Source organism: Microbacterium sp. AG790 (assembly GCF_003634765.1).
Classification (GTDB): domain Bacteria; phylum Actinomycetota; class Actinomycetes; order Actinomycetales; family Microbacteriaceae; genus Microbacterium.
The window spans coordinates 58,220-74,645 of the sequence record NZ_RBWZ01000006.1 but is presented as its reverse complement, the minus strand read 5'-3'; the positions used below and the strand labels follow the sequence as shown (position 1 = coordinate 74,645).

The 16,426-nt window shown below is 71.3% G+C and carries 17 protein-coding genes; 14 read left to right on the top strand and 3 right to left on the bottom strand.

What is annotated here, in order from left to right:
* Window positions 1–130: 130 nt before the first annotated feature.
* A complete protein-coding gene (locus DEU37_RS00950; RefSeq protein ID WP_121188845.1) occupies window positions 131–1,450 on the top strand; it encodes an MATE family efflux transporter in 1,320 nt (439 codons plus the stop codon).
* A gap of 12 nt (window positions 1,451–1,462) precedes the next feature.
* On the opposite strand, the gene DEU37_RS00945 is transcribed toward DEU37_RS00950, so the two are convergent.
* Window positions 1,463–2,128: a TrmH family RNA methyltransferase gene (locus tag DEU37_RS00945; RefSeq protein WP_121188844.1), complete on the bottom strand. Its 666-nt coding sequence runs from the start codon at window positions 2,126–2,128 to the stop codon at window positions 1,463–1,465.
* A gap of 261 nt (window positions 2,129–2,389) precedes the next feature.
* Here DEU37_RS00945 and DEU37_RS00940 point away from each other — a divergent pair, with 261 nt between their 5' ends.
* Together DEU37_RS00940 and DEU37_RS00935 are read left to right on the top strand one after the other, a co-directional pair.
* Entirely contained in the window at window positions 2,390–3,658 is a 1,269-nt protein-coding gene (locus DEU37_RS00940) for an Nramp family divalent metal transporter (protein WP_121188843.1), read from the top strand.
* A 22-nt stretch (window positions 3,659–3,680) separates the two neighbouring features.
* The gene (locus DEU37_RS00935) at window positions 3,681–4,325 is read left to right on the top strand and encodes a metal-dependent transcriptional regulator (protein ID WP_121188842.1); all 645 of its coding nucleotides are present in this window, start codon (window positions 3,681–3,683) and stop codon (window positions 4,323–4,325) included.
* A 156-nt stretch (window positions 4,326–4,481) separates the two neighbouring features.
* On the opposite strand, the gene DEU37_RS00930 is transcribed toward DEU37_RS00935, so the two are convergent.
* Complete coding sequence (locus tag DEU37_RS00930; RefSeq protein ID WP_121189596.1) at window positions 4,482–5,417, bottom strand: SDR family NAD(P)-dependent oxidoreductase; 936 nt, start codon at window positions 5,415–5,417, stop codon at window positions 4,482–4,484.
* Between the two features lie 68 nt (window positions 5,418–5,485).
* Here DEU37_RS00930 and DEU37_RS00925 point away from each other — a divergent pair, with 68 nt between their 5' ends.
* From DEU37_RS00925 to DEU37_RS00895, 8 genes are all read left to right on the top strand, one after another.
* Window positions 5,486–6,295, top strand: a complete 810-nt coding sequence (locus DEU37_RS00925; protein WP_121188841.1) for an HAD-IIA family hydrolase — start codon at window positions 5,486–5,488, stop codon at window positions 6,293–6,295.
* Window positions 6,292–7,353 (top strand): LacI family DNA-binding transcriptional regulator, encoded by a 1,062-nt coding sequence (locus tag DEU37_RS00920; protein ID WP_121188840.1) that lies wholly within the window; start codon window positions 6,292–6,294, stop codon window positions 7,351–7,353. Before DEU37_RS00925 ends, DEU37_RS00920 begins: the two co-directional genes overlap by 4 nt.
* Window positions 7,354–7,514: 161 nt before the next feature.
* Window positions 7,515–8,828, top strand: a complete 1,314-nt coding sequence (locus DEU37_RS00915; protein WP_121189595.1) for an MFS transporter — start codon at window positions 7,515–7,517, stop codon at window positions 8,826–8,828.
* A 27-nt stretch (window positions 8,829–8,855) separates the two neighbouring features.
* The gene (locus DEU37_RS00910) at window positions 8,856–9,665 is read left to right on the top strand and encodes a S9 family peptidase (protein ID WP_121188839.1); all 810 of its coding nucleotides are present in this window, start codon (window positions 8,856–8,858) and stop codon (window positions 9,663–9,665) included.
* Complete coding sequence (locus DEU37_RS00905) at window positions 9,662–10,879, top strand: GDSL-type esterase/lipase family protein (protein ID WP_121188838.1); 1,218 nt, start codon at window positions 9,662–9,664, stop codon at window positions 10,877–10,879. Before DEU37_RS00910 ends, DEU37_RS00905 begins: the two co-directional genes overlap by 4 nt.
* Window positions 10,880–10,913: 34 nt before the next feature.
* Entirely contained in the window at window positions 10,914–11,042 is a 129-nt protein-coding gene (locus tag DEU37_RS14965) for a hypothetical protein (RefSeq protein WP_259457086.1), read from the top strand.
* Entirely contained in the window at window positions 11,039–11,221 is a 183-nt protein-coding gene (locus DEU37_RS00900; RefSeq protein WP_016464066.1) for a hypothetical protein, read from the top strand. Before DEU37_RS14965 ends, DEU37_RS00900 begins: the two co-directional genes overlap by 4 nt.
* Window positions 11,222–11,299: 78 nt before the next feature.
* Entirely contained in the window at window positions 11,300–11,521 is a 222-nt protein-coding gene (locus tag DEU37_RS00895) for a hypothetical protein (protein ID WP_121188837.1), read from the top strand.
* 94 nt (window positions 11,522–11,615) lie between these two features.
* Here DEU37_RS00895 and pyrE read toward each other — a convergent pair whose 3' ends face one another.
* Entirely contained in the window at window positions 11,616–12,191 is a 576-nt protein-coding gene (gene pyrE / locus DEU37_RS00890) for an orotate phosphoribosyltransferase (RefSeq protein WP_061683505.1), read from the bottom strand.
* Window positions 12,192–12,341: 150 nt separating this feature from the next.
* Here pyrE and DEU37_RS00885 point away from each other — a divergent pair, with 150 nt between their 5' ends.
* The 3 genes from DEU37_RS00885 (at window position 12,342) to DEU37_RS00875 (ending at window position 16,425) form a co-directional block, all read left to right on the top strand.
* Complete coding sequence (locus tag DEU37_RS00885) at window positions 12,342–13,898, top strand: Re/Si-specific NAD(P)(+) transhydrogenase subunit alpha (protein ID WP_121188836.1); 1,557 nt, start codon at window positions 12,342–12,344, stop codon at window positions 13,896–13,898.
* Window positions 13,899–13,930: 32 nt separating this feature from the next.
* Entirely contained in the window at window positions 13,931–15,340 is a 1,410-nt protein-coding gene (gene pntB / locus DEU37_RS00880; RefSeq protein WP_183043582.1) for a Re/Si-specific NAD(P)(+) transhydrogenase subunit beta, read from the top strand.
* A gap of 245 nt (window positions 15,341–15,585) precedes the next feature.
* A complete protein-coding gene (locus tag DEU37_RS00875; protein WP_121188834.1) occupies window positions 15,586–16,425 on the top strand; it encodes an exodeoxyribonuclease III in 840 nt (279 codons plus the stop codon).
* Window position 16,426: the final 1 nt, after the last annotated feature.

Below are 16,426 nucleotides of genomic sequence, written 5' to 3'. Positions count from 1 at the left end.
GCCGTTCGCCCACCCCCGGTCGTTGCGCGGCACCCCTCCCCCCGGTCGTTGAGCAAGGAGCACCGCGACGAGTCGAAACGCCCCGCCCCGACCGACGCGCCGCGTCGGCGCCCGCCCGTAGGCTCGACGCATGGCCGCGCCCACCCTCAACCGTGAGATCCTCCGGCTGGCGGTGCCGGCCCTGGGTGCGCTGGTCGCCGAACCGCTGTTCCTCATCGTCGACGCGGCTCTCGTCGGCCATCTGGGAGTGGTGCCGCTCGCGGGCCTCGGGATCGCGTCGGCCGTGCTGCAGACGATCGTCGGACTCATGGTCTTCCTCGCCTACTCGACCACACCGGCGGTGGCGCGTCGCTTCGGTGCCGGTGATCATGCCGACGCGGTGCGAGCCGGCGTCGACGGACTCTGGCTGGCTCTCGGTCTGGGCGTCGTGCTCGCGATCGCCGGATCGCTGGCGACACCCGCGCTCGTGTCGCTGTTCGGCGCGGCGCCCGATGTCTCTCACCAGGCGCTCATCTACCTGCAGCTGTCGATGTGGGGCCTTCCCGCCATGCTCATCGTGTTCGCGGCGACGGGCCTGCTGCGCGGCATGCAGGACACCGTCACGCCGCTGTGGATCGCGGGGATCGGCTTCGCCCTCAACGCGGCGCTGAACGCACTGTTCATCTACGGGTTCGGGTGGGGCATCGCCGGCTCGGCGGCCGGAACCGTTGCGGCGCAGTGGGGCATGGTCGGCGCCTACGCGGTCGTGATCGGCCGGCTGGCGCAGCGCCACTCGGCATCCCTGCGTCCGCAGCGCGACGGACTGCGCGGATCCGCCGCGTCGGGAGGCTGGCTGTTCCTGCGCACCGTGTCGTTGCGCGCGGCGTTCCTCGCGACCGTCTTCGCGGCGACCGCTCTCGGCACCGACGAGCTGGCCGGATGGCAGGTCGCGTTCACGATCTTCTCGACCGCCGCCTTCGCGCTCGACGCGTTGGCGATCGCCGCGCAGGCGCTCATCGGCCGGGGTCTCGGCGCGGGTGATGAGCTGTTCGTTCGCCGGGTGCTCGGCCGCACCGTCGCGTGGGGAGGGTGGTTCGGGGTGATCGTGGGCGCTGCGATCGCGGCGCTCTCCGGCGTGATCGGTCTCGTGTTCACCGGGTCGCCCGAGGTCGCCGCTCTCGTGCAGCCCGCTCTCCTCGTGCTGGCGGTGGCGCAGCCGGTGTGCGGCGTGGTCTTCGTGCTCGACGGTGTGCTGATGGGAGCCGGCGACGTCCGCTATCTCGCCGCCGTCGGCGGCCTCAACCTCGTCCCGTACCTGCCCGCCCTCGCGGTGCTGTGGCTCGTGCATCCGACCGGGGCCATCGGCCTGATGTGGCTCGCCGTCTGCTTCTTCGGGGTCTATATGCTGGCGCGGCTCGCGACGCTCGCCTGGCGCGTGCGGCGGCCGGAGTGGGTCACCGACCGGGCGTGAGCGGCCGGGGCGTCACGCCCAACGGCGACACCACTCGTACATCACGACCGCGGCCGCCGCGCTCGCGTTGATCGAGCGGGTCGAGCCGTACTGGGTGATCTCGACGACGGCGGATGCCGCGGCGACCGCCTCGGCGGACAGCCCCGGTCCCTCCTGGCCGAACAGCAGGACGCACCGCTGAGGGAGCTCGGCGCGGTCGACCGGCACCGACCCGTCGACGTTGTCGACGGCGATCACGGGGATCTCGGCATCCGCCGCCCAGGCGGTGAACGCGGCGACATCTTCGTGGTGCCGCACGTGCTGGTAGCGGTCGGTCACCATCGCGCCGCGACGGTTCCACCGCCGCTTGCCGATGATGTGCACCTCCGCGGCGCCGAACGCGTTGGCGCTGCGGACGATCGAGCCGATGTTCATGTCGTGCTGCCAGTTCTCGATGGCGACGTGAAACGGATGCCGGTGCTCATCGAGGTCGGCCACGATCGCGGCCATCGTCCAGTAGCGGTAGCGGTCGACGACGTTGCGGCGATCACCGTCGGCGAGCAGGTCGCGGTCGTAGCGGGGATTGTCGGGCCACGCGTCGGGTCCCCCCGGCCACGGCCCGACCCCGACGGGCAACTGAGCCTCGAGCTCAGCACTGTCCGGGGCGGCCGCATCCGGCGGCAGCACGGGCTCGGTCATCGCTCCAGGCTACCGACGACCTCGCCGACTCGCCTTCCGTATTCAGTCCGCACGGACGCGCCGCGCGCGATCGGTCCGATCGTTCTGCGACCTCGTTGCGCTGCCGGACCACGCGGGACTGAATACGGAACACGTCCGCGTGGGGCCGCCTCTGCCGTGCGTCACGACGAGGCGTCGATGTGGAGGAGTTCGGGCCACGTGCTCGACATTTCGGTCACCCGAAATCTCTGGTAATTTTTCGGTGTGCCGAAAAATACCGGGGTGATCATCGAGGCGCCTGTCCGCACGGCGACCGTGCCCTCCCGGACCCGGCGCGCGGCATGGCTGCTCGGTCCGGCGCTGGTCGCCGGTGTCGCCTACCTCGACCCGGGCAACGTCGCGAGCAACATGACCGCCGGGGCGCGGTTCGGCTACCTGCTGGTGTGGGTCGTCGTGCTCGGCAACGCGATGGCGTGGCTCATCCAGTACCTGTCCGCGAAGCTCGGGATCGTCACCGGCCAGAGCCTCGCCGAGACCCTCGGCGAGCGCCTTCGTCATCCCTGGGCGCGCCGCGCCTACTGGCTGCAGGCCGAGCTCGTCGCCGTCGCCACCGACGTCGCCGAGGTGATCGGCGGCGCGGTCGCCCTCTGGCTTCTCTTCGGCGTCCCCCTGCCCGTCGGCGGCCTCATCACGGGAGCCGTCTCGATCGCACTGCTGCTCATCCAGCAGCGCCGCGGCGCGCGCAGCTTCGAGTTCGTCGTGATCGGCCTGCTCGTCGTGATCTCGATCGGCTTCACCTACGGCGTCTTCATCGCCCCGCCGGATGCCGCGAGTGTCGCCGGCGGCATGATTCCGCGATTCGAGGGGTCGGAGTCGGTGCTGCTCGCGGCATCCATCCTGGGCGCGACGATCATGCCGCACGCGATCTACGCCCACAGCGCCCTCGCCCGCGACCGGTTCTCCTCCGCCGGCGCGCGACCCGTCGACCGCGCCATCACCACGCCGCGCCTGCTGCGCGCAACCCGCTGGGACGTGACGATCGCCCTGATCATCGCGGGCACCGTGAACCTCGCGATCCTGCTGCTCGCGGCCGCCAACCTCGCCGGCGTCGACGGGACCGACAGCCTCGAGGGCGCATACGGCGCCCTGGCGGCGGGACTCGGCGGCGTCGTCGCGACGATGTTCGCGGTCGGCCTGCTCGCGAGCGGCCTGGCGAGCACCGCGGTGGGCGCCTACGCCGGCGCGGAGATCATGCACGGCCTGCTGCGTGTGCGGGTGCCGCTGATCGCGCGGCGCCTCGTCACGCTCGTGCCGGCCATCGTGATCCTCGCGCTCGGGGCCGATCCGACCTGGGCGCTGATCCTCAGCCAGGTTGTGCTGAGCTTCGGCATCCCGTTCGCGCTCGTGCCGCTCGTCGCGCTCACCGCCCGCCGCGACGTGTTGGGGCCGTACCGCAACCGCTGGTGGACGACTCTCGCCGGCGTCGCCGCCTCGGTGTTCCTCATCGCGCTCAACGCCTTGCTGCTGTGGCTGGTCTTGATCGGCGGATAGTTCCGGCCGGTAGCCTGGGAGCGTGGCTGCGAACTCCGTCGCGATCGACGACTACCTGAAGACGATCTACCACCACACCGAGTGGCAGCCCGCGCTCATGACGTCGTCGCAGCTGGCGGCCGAGCTGAAGCTCGCCCCGTCGACGGTCACCGAGATGGTGCAGAAGCTCGTCGCACAGGGCCTCGTCGACCACCGCCCGTACGGACCGGTGGCACTGACGGAGCGGGGTCGGCTGCGCGCGGCATCCATCATCCGCCGCCACCGTCTCATCGAGACCTGGCTCGTGCAGGAGTTCGGCTACGCGTGGGACGAGGTGCACGACGAGGCCGAGGTGCTCGAGCACACGATCAGCGACCGCCTGCTCGCCGGCATCGCGGAGCGGCTGGGCCACCCCCGCTTCGACCCGCACGGCGACGCGATCCCGGATGCCGAGGGCAACGTCCACCGCCTGCCGTTCGTGCTGCTGTCGACCGCCGAGGTCGGACACGCGGGCGAGGTGCTGCGGGTCAGCGACCGCGATCCCGAGCTTTTGCGGGCGCTGGAGGGCGCCGGCATCGATGTGGGGCACCGCCTCGTGGTCGCCGGAACGGACGTGGTCCGCGTCGATGACGGCGCGACGATCGCCCTGCCCGCCGGCGCGGCCGGTGCGGTCTGGCTGACCGCCTGACGGCGTCGGCGCGCCGCCGCAGATTCGGATCAGCGCAACGGATGCGGGCCGCGGCGGTCGCGGCATCCGCATCTGTTCACATGCTCCGCGTCCGCGGCCCGCGCGCAGGGGCCGGCAGGCGTGCGCGGTGGACAGCGCGGGCGTGCGGCACCCGCGTCAGCGCCGCCAGAGGCGCCGCGGCCGGCCGGCCTTGAGGTAGGGCCAGGTGATGCCGGTGGCGTGCTCGCAGTAGTCCCAGAGCCGGGTTGCGATGTCCTCGCGCCGGGCCAGCTTGCTGGCCTGACCGAGTGTGGGCGCGCCGGCCACCAGGCGCGACGGCCCCCAGAACTGCCCACCGACCGCCTCCGGATCGACGAGCGCGCGCACGAGCGGCCACGCCCCGCGCTCCTTGGACTGCGTGATCGGGGCCTGCAGATTGTCGACGAAACGTGTCATCCGGGACGGCTCGTTGATCCCCAGGATGCCGCGCGTGCGGCCGCTGATCGCGTACCCGGGGTGCGCGATCAGACTCGCGATCGGCACGTTCGCGGCGCGGAGGCGCCGGTCGGCCTCGAAGCCGAGGGCCGTCGTCGCGACCTTCGACTGCACATAGGCCCGCCACGGCGAGTAGTTCGTCTCCAGCTCGGGGTCGACGGGGTCGTAGTTTCCCATCGCGGTCGACATCGACCCGACCCACACCATGCGACCGCGACCGGCGGCGAGCGGCGGCAACAGCTCGCCGGCGAGCGCGTAGTGGCCGAGAGCGTTGGTCGCGAACACCACCTCGTGCCCGTCCGCGGTGGTCTCGCGGTGGCGCGGCGGGTGCACGACGCCGGCGTTCAGCAGCAGCCCGTGCAGCCCCGCGCGACCGCGCACCGTCGCGGCCGCGGCGCGCACCGAGCCCAGGTTGCTCGTGTCGAGCAGGAGGGTCGTGATCTCGGCATCCGGCACCTGGCGCCTCACCGCGACGCGCGCGGTGGCCAGCTTGTTCGGGTTGCGCCCGGTCATGATGACGTGGGCACCGGCACCGGCCAGCTGCAACGACGCGAAGAAGCCGAGCCCGGCCGTCGATCCGGTGACGAGGTACCGTCTGCCGGACAGGTCGGGGAGCATCTTCGGGTCCCAGTCGTCGCGTGCCACGCGTCGAGACTACGGCCGGATCGCCCCGCTAGGCTGGCCCCATGCGGACACGCGCCGATATCGAATGCTGGCTCACCGACATGGACGGCGTCCTCGTCCACGAGAACAAGCCGATCCCGGGGGCCGCCGAGCTTCTCGCGCAGTGGCGCGATGCGGGCACACCGTTCCTCGTGCTGACCAACAACCCGTTCTACACACCGCGTGATCTGAGCGCACGCCTGCGCATCTCGGGTCTGGAAGTGCCGGAGGACCGTATCTGGACGTCGGCGCTGGCGACGGCCGACTTCCTGCGCTCGCAGCATCCGGGCGGCACCGCCTTCGTCATCGGCGAAGCGGGTCTGACGACCGCCCTGCACGAAGCGGGATACGTCCAGACCGAGACGCAGCCGGACTACGTCGTGATCGGCGAGACGCGCAACTACTCGTTCGACCGCATCACCCAGGCGATCCGCTTCATCAACAACGGCGCGCGTTTCATCATCACGAACCCCGATGCGACCGGGCCGACCCCCACCGGTATCGTGCCGGCGACCGGCTCGTTCGCCGCGCTCATCACGCATGCGACGGGCAAGGCCCCGTACGTGGTCGGCAAGCCGAACCCGATGATGTTCCGCTCCGCGATGAACCGCATCGGGGCCCACTCGGAGAACACCGGCATGATCGGCGACCGCATGGACACCGATGTCGTCGCCGGCATCGAGGCCGGTCTGCACACGATTCTCGTCCGCACCGGCATCTCCGACGACGCCGAGATCGAGCGCTACCCCTTCCGCCCTGACGAGATCCTCGACTCGGTCGCCGACCTGCTGGCCGATGAGCCGGCGGAGTCCGAGATGCCCGAGGGGCTGTGACGGAGCGCAGCTCCGGTCGGCGGGTCACCCTCACCGAGGTCGCAGAGAGGGCGGGCGTGTCGCGCTCGGCGGCCTCGTTCGCGTTGAACGGTCGCCTCGACCAGCGTCTGTCCGTCGAGACGATGGCCCGCGTTCGCCGGGCGGCCGACGAGCTCGGCTACCGCGCGAACGTCACCGCGAAGACCCTGCGCACGGGCCGCTCGGGCACGGTCGCACTGGTCTCGGACTTCGTCAGCTCGACCTCGTTCGCCAACTCGATGGTGCGCGGTGCGCTGGAGCGGCTGCGCGAGGCGGGGCTGCTGCTGTTCACCGTCGACACGCAGGGGGATGCCGAGATGGAGCGCCGCTTCCTCGACGACCTCGTCGCGCGCGACATCGACGGCATCCTGTACGCGTCGATGTTCACGCGGCGCGTGACGCCCCCGGCGTCCGCTCGGCACACCGCACTGGTGCTCATGAACTGCGAGGCCGACGACGCGGCGATCAGTTCGGTCGTCCCCAACGAGCGTGCCGCGGGCGCGACCGCGGCACGGCTGCTGCGGGAGGCCGGTCACGATCGCGACATCTGGTTCGTCGGCACGCTCGCGCCCGGCCGCACCGGGGGCAGCGCCTGGCACGAGTGGGGTCCGGTCGCGCTCCCCCGCCGCCTGGAGGGCATCCGCGCACAGCTGGCCGCCGCGGGCACGCGGCTCGCCGGCGAGGTCGCCGTGGACGACGACTGGACGGTGCACGACGGGCGGGATGCCGCGGAGCGCCTGCTCGCGTCCGGCGCGCGCCCGCGCGCCGTCATCTGCGTCAACGACGCCGTCGGGGTCGGCGTGTTCCAGGCTCTCCGCCGAGCGGGGCTGCGGGTGCCCGACGACGTGTCGCTCGTCTCCTTCGACGGCGGCGTTCTCGCCGAGGCGACCGATCCGCAACTGGTCTCCCTGCGCCTTCCGCAGGCGGAGATCGGCCGTCGCGCCGCCGATCTGCTGCTCTCCCCCGACGAGGGCGTGCGCCACGAGCTCGTCGAGATGCCGGTCAGCGCCGGCGCCTCGATCGCCGCGCCGCGGCTCTGACCGGCGGCATCCGGAGTCGGATTTCTCCGGCCGTTGGGGCGAAATTCCTGCTTGCCTCGGTTGCTATATCGGTATAGCTTGAGACGCGACGGCGGCGGAGCCTTCGGGAACACCGCACTGTCGTCCACCCTCGTCACCCGCACGTACAAAGGAGTATGACCATGAGCGCACCCCTCGCTCGCACCGCCCCCAACCCCTGGTGGGTGGGCTTCGTCTGCGGGATGGCGACGTTCGTCGACGCCGCCGCGACCACCGGCATCGCCGTCGCCCTCGTTCTCTTCCAGTCGTTCGTCCCCGGGACTCCCGGACTCACGCCCGACCAGGTCGGCCTGCTCACGGGCGTGCTGACCGCGGGCGTCGCGATCGGATCGCTCGTGGGCGGGCGCCTGGCCGACCGCTTCGGCCGTCGCCGCGTCTTCCTCGTCACGATGACCCTCATCGTGCTCGGATCACTGACGCCGTTCTTCGGCGTCTCCTTCGGGCTGCTCCTGCCCGGCATCGCACTCATCGGCCTCGGCGTCGGCGCCGACCTGCCCGCCGCCCTCGCCTCGATCTCCGAAGCGGCCACCGACCGCAACCGGGGCAAGATCCTCGTCTTCTCCAACCTGCTCGGCGGCTTCGGCATCCTCCTCGCGGTGCTCATCGGCATCTTCTTCGGATCCCTCGGCGAGGCCGGTGGGCGCATCATGTTCGCGGCCTTCGGCGGCGTCGGCCTCGTCGTCCTTGCGCTCCGGCTGACCATCCCCGAGTCGGCCGACTGGCTCGCCGCCCGCGACGAGCGCCGCAGCGGCGTGCAGACCGTCCGTGCCGAGCGCGGCCGCCTCCGCGACTTCGGCCGCCCGCAGTACCGCCGCCCCTTCGTGACCCTGCTCGTCTACTACACGCTCGCTTCGATCGCGATCAGCGTGGCCGGCAGCTTCGGCACCTTCGTGGCGGTCAACGTCGCCGGCATCCCGGTGAACGAGTACCAGACCTGGACCCTGCTGGCGATGCCCGCCGCGATCCTCGGCGCCGTCTGGTTCATGGCCGTCGCCGACACGACGTTCCGCATGAGCTACTACGTCGCCGGCGCGATCGCGGTGGTCGTCGCGAACCTGGTGCCGGTGGTGTTCGGCTTCACGCTGCCCGCCCTCATCGTCTCGGTGGTCGTGACGACCTTCGCCGGCGCGTTCTGTTTCGAGACGATCATGAAGGTGTGGACGCAGGAGTCCTTCCCCACCATGCTGCGCTCCACGGCGCAGGGCACCGTCTACGCCGTCGCCCGGTTCGCGACCGCCGCGTTCAACGTCGTCACCCCGGCCCTGCTGCTCCTGAACCCCAGCGCCGTCTACGTCGCCGTCTCGGTGGTCGCCGCCGCCGGCTTCCTCATCGGCTGGATCGGCTTCCGCCGTGGCGTGACGAACGCGTTCGACGTCGAGGCGGAGATGCTCCCGGCATCCGACACCGACGCGCCCGCCGCGACACTCGCCCACTGATCCGGCTGCCCTGACGAAAGAACCCCCATGCGACTCGTGCCCTTCGAAACCACCGTCCGCGCGCTCACGCTGCGCGGCACGCACTACCTGCCGGATGCCGCGGCGGGCGCCGACCCGGCGCCGCATCCGACCGTCGTGCTGCTGCACGGCTTCGGCGGATCTCGAGTGGAGACGACGGGGGTCTTCGTGACTCTCGCCCGCACGCTGGTCGCGGCCGGGTTCGGGGTGGTCGCCTTCGACCGGGCCGGGCACGGCGAGAGCGACGGGAAGTTCTTCGACACGACGGCGTCGGGTGACGTCGCCGACACGGCGGCCGTGCTGGCCGCGATCCGAAAGGCCGACGAGGTGGATGCCGACAACCTGCATCTCGTCGGCATGAGCCTCGGCTCCGTGATCGCCGCGGTCGTCGCGGCGGAGGCGGGAGCGGGCGGCATCCGCTCGCTGACGATGTGGTCGACGGCCGCCGTGTTCGTCGACGACATCCGCTCGGGACAGATCCAGGGGCGCTCGCTCGCCGCGCTCGACGGGCCGGACGGGTTCTTCGACTTCCTCGGGATGCGACTGGGTCCGGCGATGCGCGCCGACGCTCTCACGTTCGATCCGTATGCGCGAGCCGCGGCCTACGACGGCCCGGCCCTGCTGCTGCACGGCACGGCCGACTTCGTCCCGGTGCGCTACGCCGAGCGCTACGCCGACGCGGACGTGTTCGGCGAGCGCGCCGAGGTCGTCGTCGTCGAGGGGGCCGACCACGGGTGGGCCGAACTGCCCCAGCGTGACGAACTGATCACCCGCACCGTCTCGTTCATCACGGCCCACTCCGAGAGGACCGCATCGTGACCACCCCCCTCATCCCGTCCCGCACCGGCATCGGCGAGGTCGTGCGCTTCGGAGACTCCGAGGTGCTGCTGGAGGGTCATCTCGACCTCGACGACAGTCGCGGCATCCGCCCGCTGCGCCTGCCCCGCCGCACGTGGGCGCACTTCCCGCCGAACGGCGAGATCCTGCGCGCGATCACGGCCAACGCGAGCGGTGTGCGCGTGCGCTTCACGACGGCCGCGACCACGCTGAGCCTGACGCTGCGGTGCACGCAGCTGTTCTTCGCCGAGCTCGCCGGACCGGTCAACGACGTCGTCGTGGAAGTCGACGGAGAGCCCGTCCACATCGAGCGCGCGCCCGTCACCGACGTCCGTCGACTCTCATGGACCGGGGATGCCGCGACCGACGAGCCCGTGACGGAACCCGCGACGTTGGAGATCGCGCTCGGCGGCGCGGGCGGGCCGGCTGCGCGCGCCGTCACCGTATGGCTGCCGCAGGGGATGATCGTCGACCTGCTCGATCTCCGTGCCGACGCCCCCGTGATCGCGGCAGAACCGTCGCACGCACCCGTGTGGATCCACCATGGCAGCTCGATCAGTCACTGCGTCGAGACGCCCTCGCCGACCGGGGTGTGGCCCGTGATCGCGGCGCGCACGAGCGATCTGTCGCTCATCAACCTCGGCTTCGGCGGGCAGTGCATGCTCGACCCGTTCGTCGCCGACACGATCGCCGCCACGCCCGCCGACGTCATCACGCTCAAGGTGGGCATCAACATCGTGGGCGCGCGGTCGTTCGACCAGCGCACGTTCACGCCCGCGATGCACGGCTTCCTCGACCGCGTGCGCGCCGGGCATCCCGACACCCCGATCGTGCTGGCGTCGTCGATCCTCTGGCCCGGAAGCGAGGACACACCGGGGCCCTCGGACGTGGAGTTCTTCGACGACGGTCACGTCCGCTGCTACGCCGCCGGAGACGCCGCCGACGTCGCCCGCGGTGCGCTGACCATGACCGAGTCGCGGCGGCAGCTGGCCGAGGTGGTGCGGGTGCGCGCGGCATCCGGGGAACGAATCGCGTACCTCGACGGGCTGAGCCTCTACGGCTCCGACGACGAGGAGCGCTACACGCTGCCCGACAGCCTGCATCCAGACACCGAGCTCTACGCCGAGATCGCCGCGCGCTTCTCCGCCGCCGTCTTCGGTGCCGACGGGCTCGTGCCGCGCGCCGGGCTAGGCTGAGACTGCCCGCCTCCGCGCGGGCGGAGGAGACGATGTGAACGCGACCGAGCAGACGCTGCTGTTCGCCTCGACCGGCGTAGTGCTGGTCGGGACGCTCGTGGTGTTCGTCGTGCAGTTCATCCGCGGTCGCGGGCGCGACGGCGGCGACGGGAGCGACCAGTGATCGCCATCGTCTTCGTCGTGACCGCGATGGTGCTGCTGATCGTCGCACTCGTGCTCTTCGTGCGGGGCCGCCGCGATGCCCCCCAGGGAACGCCACTGCCGAACGGCCGCGGCATCCTGTTGCTCACCCTCGCGGGACTCGTGCTCGCGCTGGCGTCGCAGCTGCCCGTCTTCCGCTGAGCGCGCCAGCGCCTTGAGCTCGACCGCGCCGCGACGTAGCGTGAAACCGTCCGATCTACATCGAACGGAGGCAACACGGTGACGACGCCGAACCCGTTCCTGTTCTGGACCAGCTTCGCGATCATGATGGTCATCGTGGTCGGAGGTGGTGCCGCAATCGGGATCGCGACGCAGCAGTACGCCGTCGCGTTCGCGCTTCAGCTGATCGCCGCCGGCGCCTGGGTAGCCACGTTCTTCCGCTATCGGCCGCGCCGCGCGGCCGATCAGAATCGGATGCCGACAACGGATGCGGAGGCGTGAGCTCGCCGTATCCGAATCCAGTGCTGATCTCCGAATCTGCTGCTCATCTCCGCATCCGGTTCACGGCCGGCGGCGGAAACGGCCAGGGCGGGCGCTATTGCGCCTGAAGGCCCAGGTCGTCGAGGTCGATGATCGAGCGCCACTCGTAGCCGGCGGCCTCCACTGCCGCCTGCGCGCCGGTCTTGCGGTCGACGACCGTCACGACCGCGACGATCTCGGCACCGGCAGCCGCCACGACCTCGGCCGCCTTCAGGGGGGAGCCTCCGGTGGTGGAGGTGTCCTCCACGATCACGACGCGCTTGCCGGCCACCTCGGCGCCCTCGATCTGGCGGCCACGACCGTGGTCCTTCGGCTCCTTGCGCACGACGAACGCGTCGACGGGGGTGCCGGCGGCGACCGACGCGTGCATGACGGCGTTCGCGATCGGGTCGGCGCCCAGGGTCAGACCGCCCACGGCATCCACCTCGAGGTCGCGCACCGCGTCGAGCACGAGGCGGCCGATCGCGGGAGCCGCCCGGTGGTCGAGGGTGAGCTTGCGCATGTCGACGTAGTAGGTCGCCTTCTTGCCGCTGGAGAGCGTGAAGTCGCCGTGGAAGACGGCTTCGGCGGCGATCAGGTCGACGAGGGCGCGGCGCTCGGACTCGAGCTCGGGCGTGGAGGCGGCGGTCATGCTGAAGAGTCTACGGAAGCGAAGAACCGGGATTATTTCCGCGTCATCACCCGCCGCGGCATCCGTCCCGCCCCCTAGAGTCGGGAACGTCACCCGGCGCGGTGCCCGGGCGCGCCCGCAGGCCCCGTCGGACCCGATCGAAGGAGCACCATGGCCCGTATCGGCATCGTCCGCGAACGGGACGGCGAGACCCGCGTCGCCGCGTCCCCCACCACCGTCGGCAAGATCCGTGCGCTCGGCTACGACGTCGTCGTCGAGGCCGGCGCGGGCGCCGCGTCGTCGTTCCCGGATGCCGCCTACACCGCCGCCGGCGCCACCGTCGCGCCCCGCGACGAGGCCTGGGGCGCCGATGTCGTCCTGTCGGTCGCGGCCCCCACGGATGCCGAGATCGCGCTCCTGCAGCCGGGTGCGACGCTCGTCGGCATCCTGAGCCCCGCGCTCAGCCCCGACCTGCTCGCCGCGCTCGCCGCCCGCGGTGTCACGGCCCTCGCCATGGATGCCGTGCCGCGCATCTCGCGCGCGCAGTCGATGGACGTGCTCAGCTCGATGGCCAACATCGCCGGCTACCGCGCGGTCGTCGAGGCCGCGAACGAGTTCGGCCGCTTCTTCACCGGACAGGTCACCGCCGCCGGCAAGGTGCCGCCCGCGAAGGTGCTGGTCGCCGGGGCCGGCGTCGCCGGTCTGGCCGCGATCGGCGCCGCCTCAAGCCTCGGCGCGATCGTCCGCGCCACCGATCCCCGCCCCGAGGTCGCCGACCAGGTCGCCTCGATCGGCGGCACCTACCTCGAGGTCGTCGTGCCCGACGAGCAGAAGGAGGTCTCGGCCGACGGCTACGCCAAGGCCACCAGTGCCGCCTACGACGCCGCGGCCGCCAAGCTCTACAGCGACCAGGCCGCCGACGTCGACATCGTGATCACGACGGCGCTCATCCCGGGCCGCGCCGCCCCGCGCCTGCTCACGGCCGCCGACGTCGCCGCGATGAGGCCCGGCAGCGTCATCGTCGACATGGCCGCGGGCCAGGGGGGCAACGTCGAGGGCTCCGTCGCCGGCGAGCGCGTCGTCACCGCGAACGGCGTCATCATCCTCGGCTACACCGATCTCGCCGGCCGCCTGCCCCAGCAGGCGTCGCAGCTCTACGGAACCAACCTGCTGAATCTGCTCGCCCTCCTCACCCCAGGCAAAGACGGGCAGCTCACGATCGACGACACCGACGTCGTGCAGCGCGCCGTCACCGTCACGCGTGACGGCGCCGTCACCTGGCCGCCGCCCCCGGTGCAGGTCTCGGCCGCGCCCACGACGCCGGGTACGGATGCCGCGGCATCCGCGCCGGCCCCGGCCGCCAAGAAGGGGCTCTCGACGGGAGCGAAGAGCGGCCTGATCGTCGCCGGCATCGCCGCACTGTTCCTCGTGTGCGCCGTCGCGCCCGCGCCCCTGCCCCAGCACATCCTCGTGCTGACCCTCTCGGTCGTGATCGGCTTCTCCGTCATCGGCAGGGTCGCCCACGCCCTGCACACGCCCCTGATGAGCGTCACCAACGCGATCAGCGGCATCATCGTCGTCGGCGCCATGAGCCAGATCGTCGTGCCGAACCCCGTGGTGCAGGTGCTCGCGGCGGTCGCGGTGCTCCTGGCATCCATCAACATCTTCGGAGGCTTCGCGGTGACCCGTCGCATGCTCGCCATGTTCCAGAAGGGTGACCAGAAGTGACCGACGCCTACATCGGAGACCTCGGCGCCGTGATGCTCGCCCAGTCGGTCGCCACCGCCGCGTACATCGTCGCGGCGCTGCTGTTCATCCTCGCCCTCGCCGGGCTCAGCACACAGGAGACCGCCCGCCGCGGCGTCGTCTACGGCATCGTCGGCATGACGATCGCCCTTCTGGCCACACTCGTGCTCGTCGTCGCGAACGGCACCCTCGTTCTGGACGGCGCTTCCGCCGCGCTCGGGATCGGGCTGCTCGTCGCCGCGGTGGTGGTCGGCGGCGCCATCGGCCTGTGGCGGGCGCGCGTCGTCGAGATGACCGGCATGCCCGAGCTCATCGCCCTGCTCCACTCCTTCGTGGGACTGGCGGCCGTGCTCGTCGGCTGGAACGGCCACCTGTACGCCGACGGGATCGCGCCCGAGCTCATCGGCATCCACCACGCCGAGGTGTTCATCGGCGTCTTCATCGGCGCCGTCACCTTCACGGGGTCGATCGTCGCCTTCCTCAAACTCTCCGGGCGGATGTCGTCGAAGCCGCTCATGCTGCCCGGCAAGAACGCCCTCAACATCGGCGCCCTGGCACTCTTCCTCGTGCTCACGGTCTGGTACGTCGCGACCCCGTCGATCTGGCTGCTCGTCGCCGTGACCGCGCTCGCCCTCGCCCTCGGCTGGCACCTGGTGGCCTCGATCGGCGGCGGCGACATGCCGGTCGTCGTCTCGATGCTCAACAGCTACTCCGGGTGGGCTGCGGCCGCCGCCGGGTTCCTCCTGAACAACGACCTGCTCATCGTCACCGGCGCGCTCGTCGGCTCGTCGGGTGCGTACCTGTCGTACATCATGTGCAAGGCGATGAACCGCTCGTTCCTGTCGGTCATCGCCGGCGGGTTCGGCATCGAGGCCCCGCGCAGCGCCGACGCGGAAGAGGGCGAGCACCACGAGACGGATGCCGCGACCGTCGCCGAGCTCCTCCGCGACGCCCGGTCGGTCATCATCACTCCCGGCTACGGCATGGCCGTCGCCCAGGCGCAGTACCCGGTCGCCGACCTCACGAAGCGGCTGCGCGAACGGGGCGTCGAGGTGCGCTTCGGCATCCATCCCGTCGCCGGGCGCCTGCCGGGCCACATGAACGTGCTGCTGGCCGAGGCCAAGGTTCCGTACGACATCGTTCTGGAGCTCGACGAGATCAACGACGACTTCGCCGACACCGACGTGGTGCTCGTGATCGGGGCGAACGACACGGTCAACCCGGCCGCAGCGGAGGACCCGGGCTCACCCATCGCGGGCATGCCGGTGCTGCACGTGTGGGAGGCGCGCAACGTCGTGGTGTTCAAGCGGTCGATGGCCTCCGGCTACGCCGGCGTGCAGAACCCGCTGTTCTTCCGAGACAACACGCAGATGCTCTTCGGCGACGCCAAGCAGCGGGTAGAGGACATCCTGCGGGCACTGTGACCCGCCGCCCGCGTGCATAACTCCGCCTGGACGGCCCGGCTCGGGCGCCGGCAGCTCCCCACCGCCGGCTGGGGAGGAGTTGTGCACGCGGTCCCCTGTGGGCGTTCCGTATTCAGTCTGGTTGCGATGCGGCGTGGTGACGCAGCGTGCCACGACGGGCCGGAGCAGGATGCCGCGGGCCGCGGAGACTGAATACGCAGCGGCGGGGCGCCGACCCCAGCGCGGGGGCCAATACGCTGGATGCCATGCGCATCGCCACCTGGAACGTCAACTCGATCCGCGCCCGCGTCGTCCGCACCGTCGACTTCGCCGTCCGCGAGGGCATCGACGTGCTGGCGATGCAGGAGATCAAGTGCAAGCCCGAGCAGTTCCCGTACGAGGCGTTCGAGGAGGCGGGCTACACCGTCGAGGCGCACGGTCTCAACCAGTGGAACGGCGTGGCGATCGCCAGCCGTGAGCCGATCGAGGACGTGCAGATCGGCTTCCCGAACATGCCCGGCTTCGCGAAGGGCCACGACGGCCCCGGCGCTCCGCTCGAGGCCCGCGCGCTCGGCGCGACCATCGGCGGCGTCGAGGTGTGGAGCCTGTACGTGCCCAACGGGCGCGGCCTCGACGATCCGCACTACCGCTACAAGCTCGACTGGCTGGAGGCCCTCCGCGGCTACACCGCCGACACGCTCGCGGCCGATCCCGACCGGGCGCTCGCGCTCACCGGCGACTTCAACATCGCCCCCACGGATGCCGACAACGGCGACCCCACGGTCATCGAAGGCGTGACCACCCACGTCTCCCCGCCCGAGCGTGCCGCCTTCCAGGCGCTGCTCGGCGCCGGGCTGACCGACACGGTGCGCCCTCTCGTGCCGACCGGCTACACCTACTGGGATTACAAGCAGTTGCGCTTCCCCCGGAACGAGGGCCTGCGCATCGACTTCATCCTCGGCTCGCACGCCTTCTCCGACGCGGTGACCGCGGCCGCCATCCACCGCGACGAGCGCAAGGGCGAGATCCCGAGCGATCACGTCCCCGTCGTCGTCGACCTGGACCTCGACGGCCCGGACGACGACGACCGCCCGATGATCTGGTGAC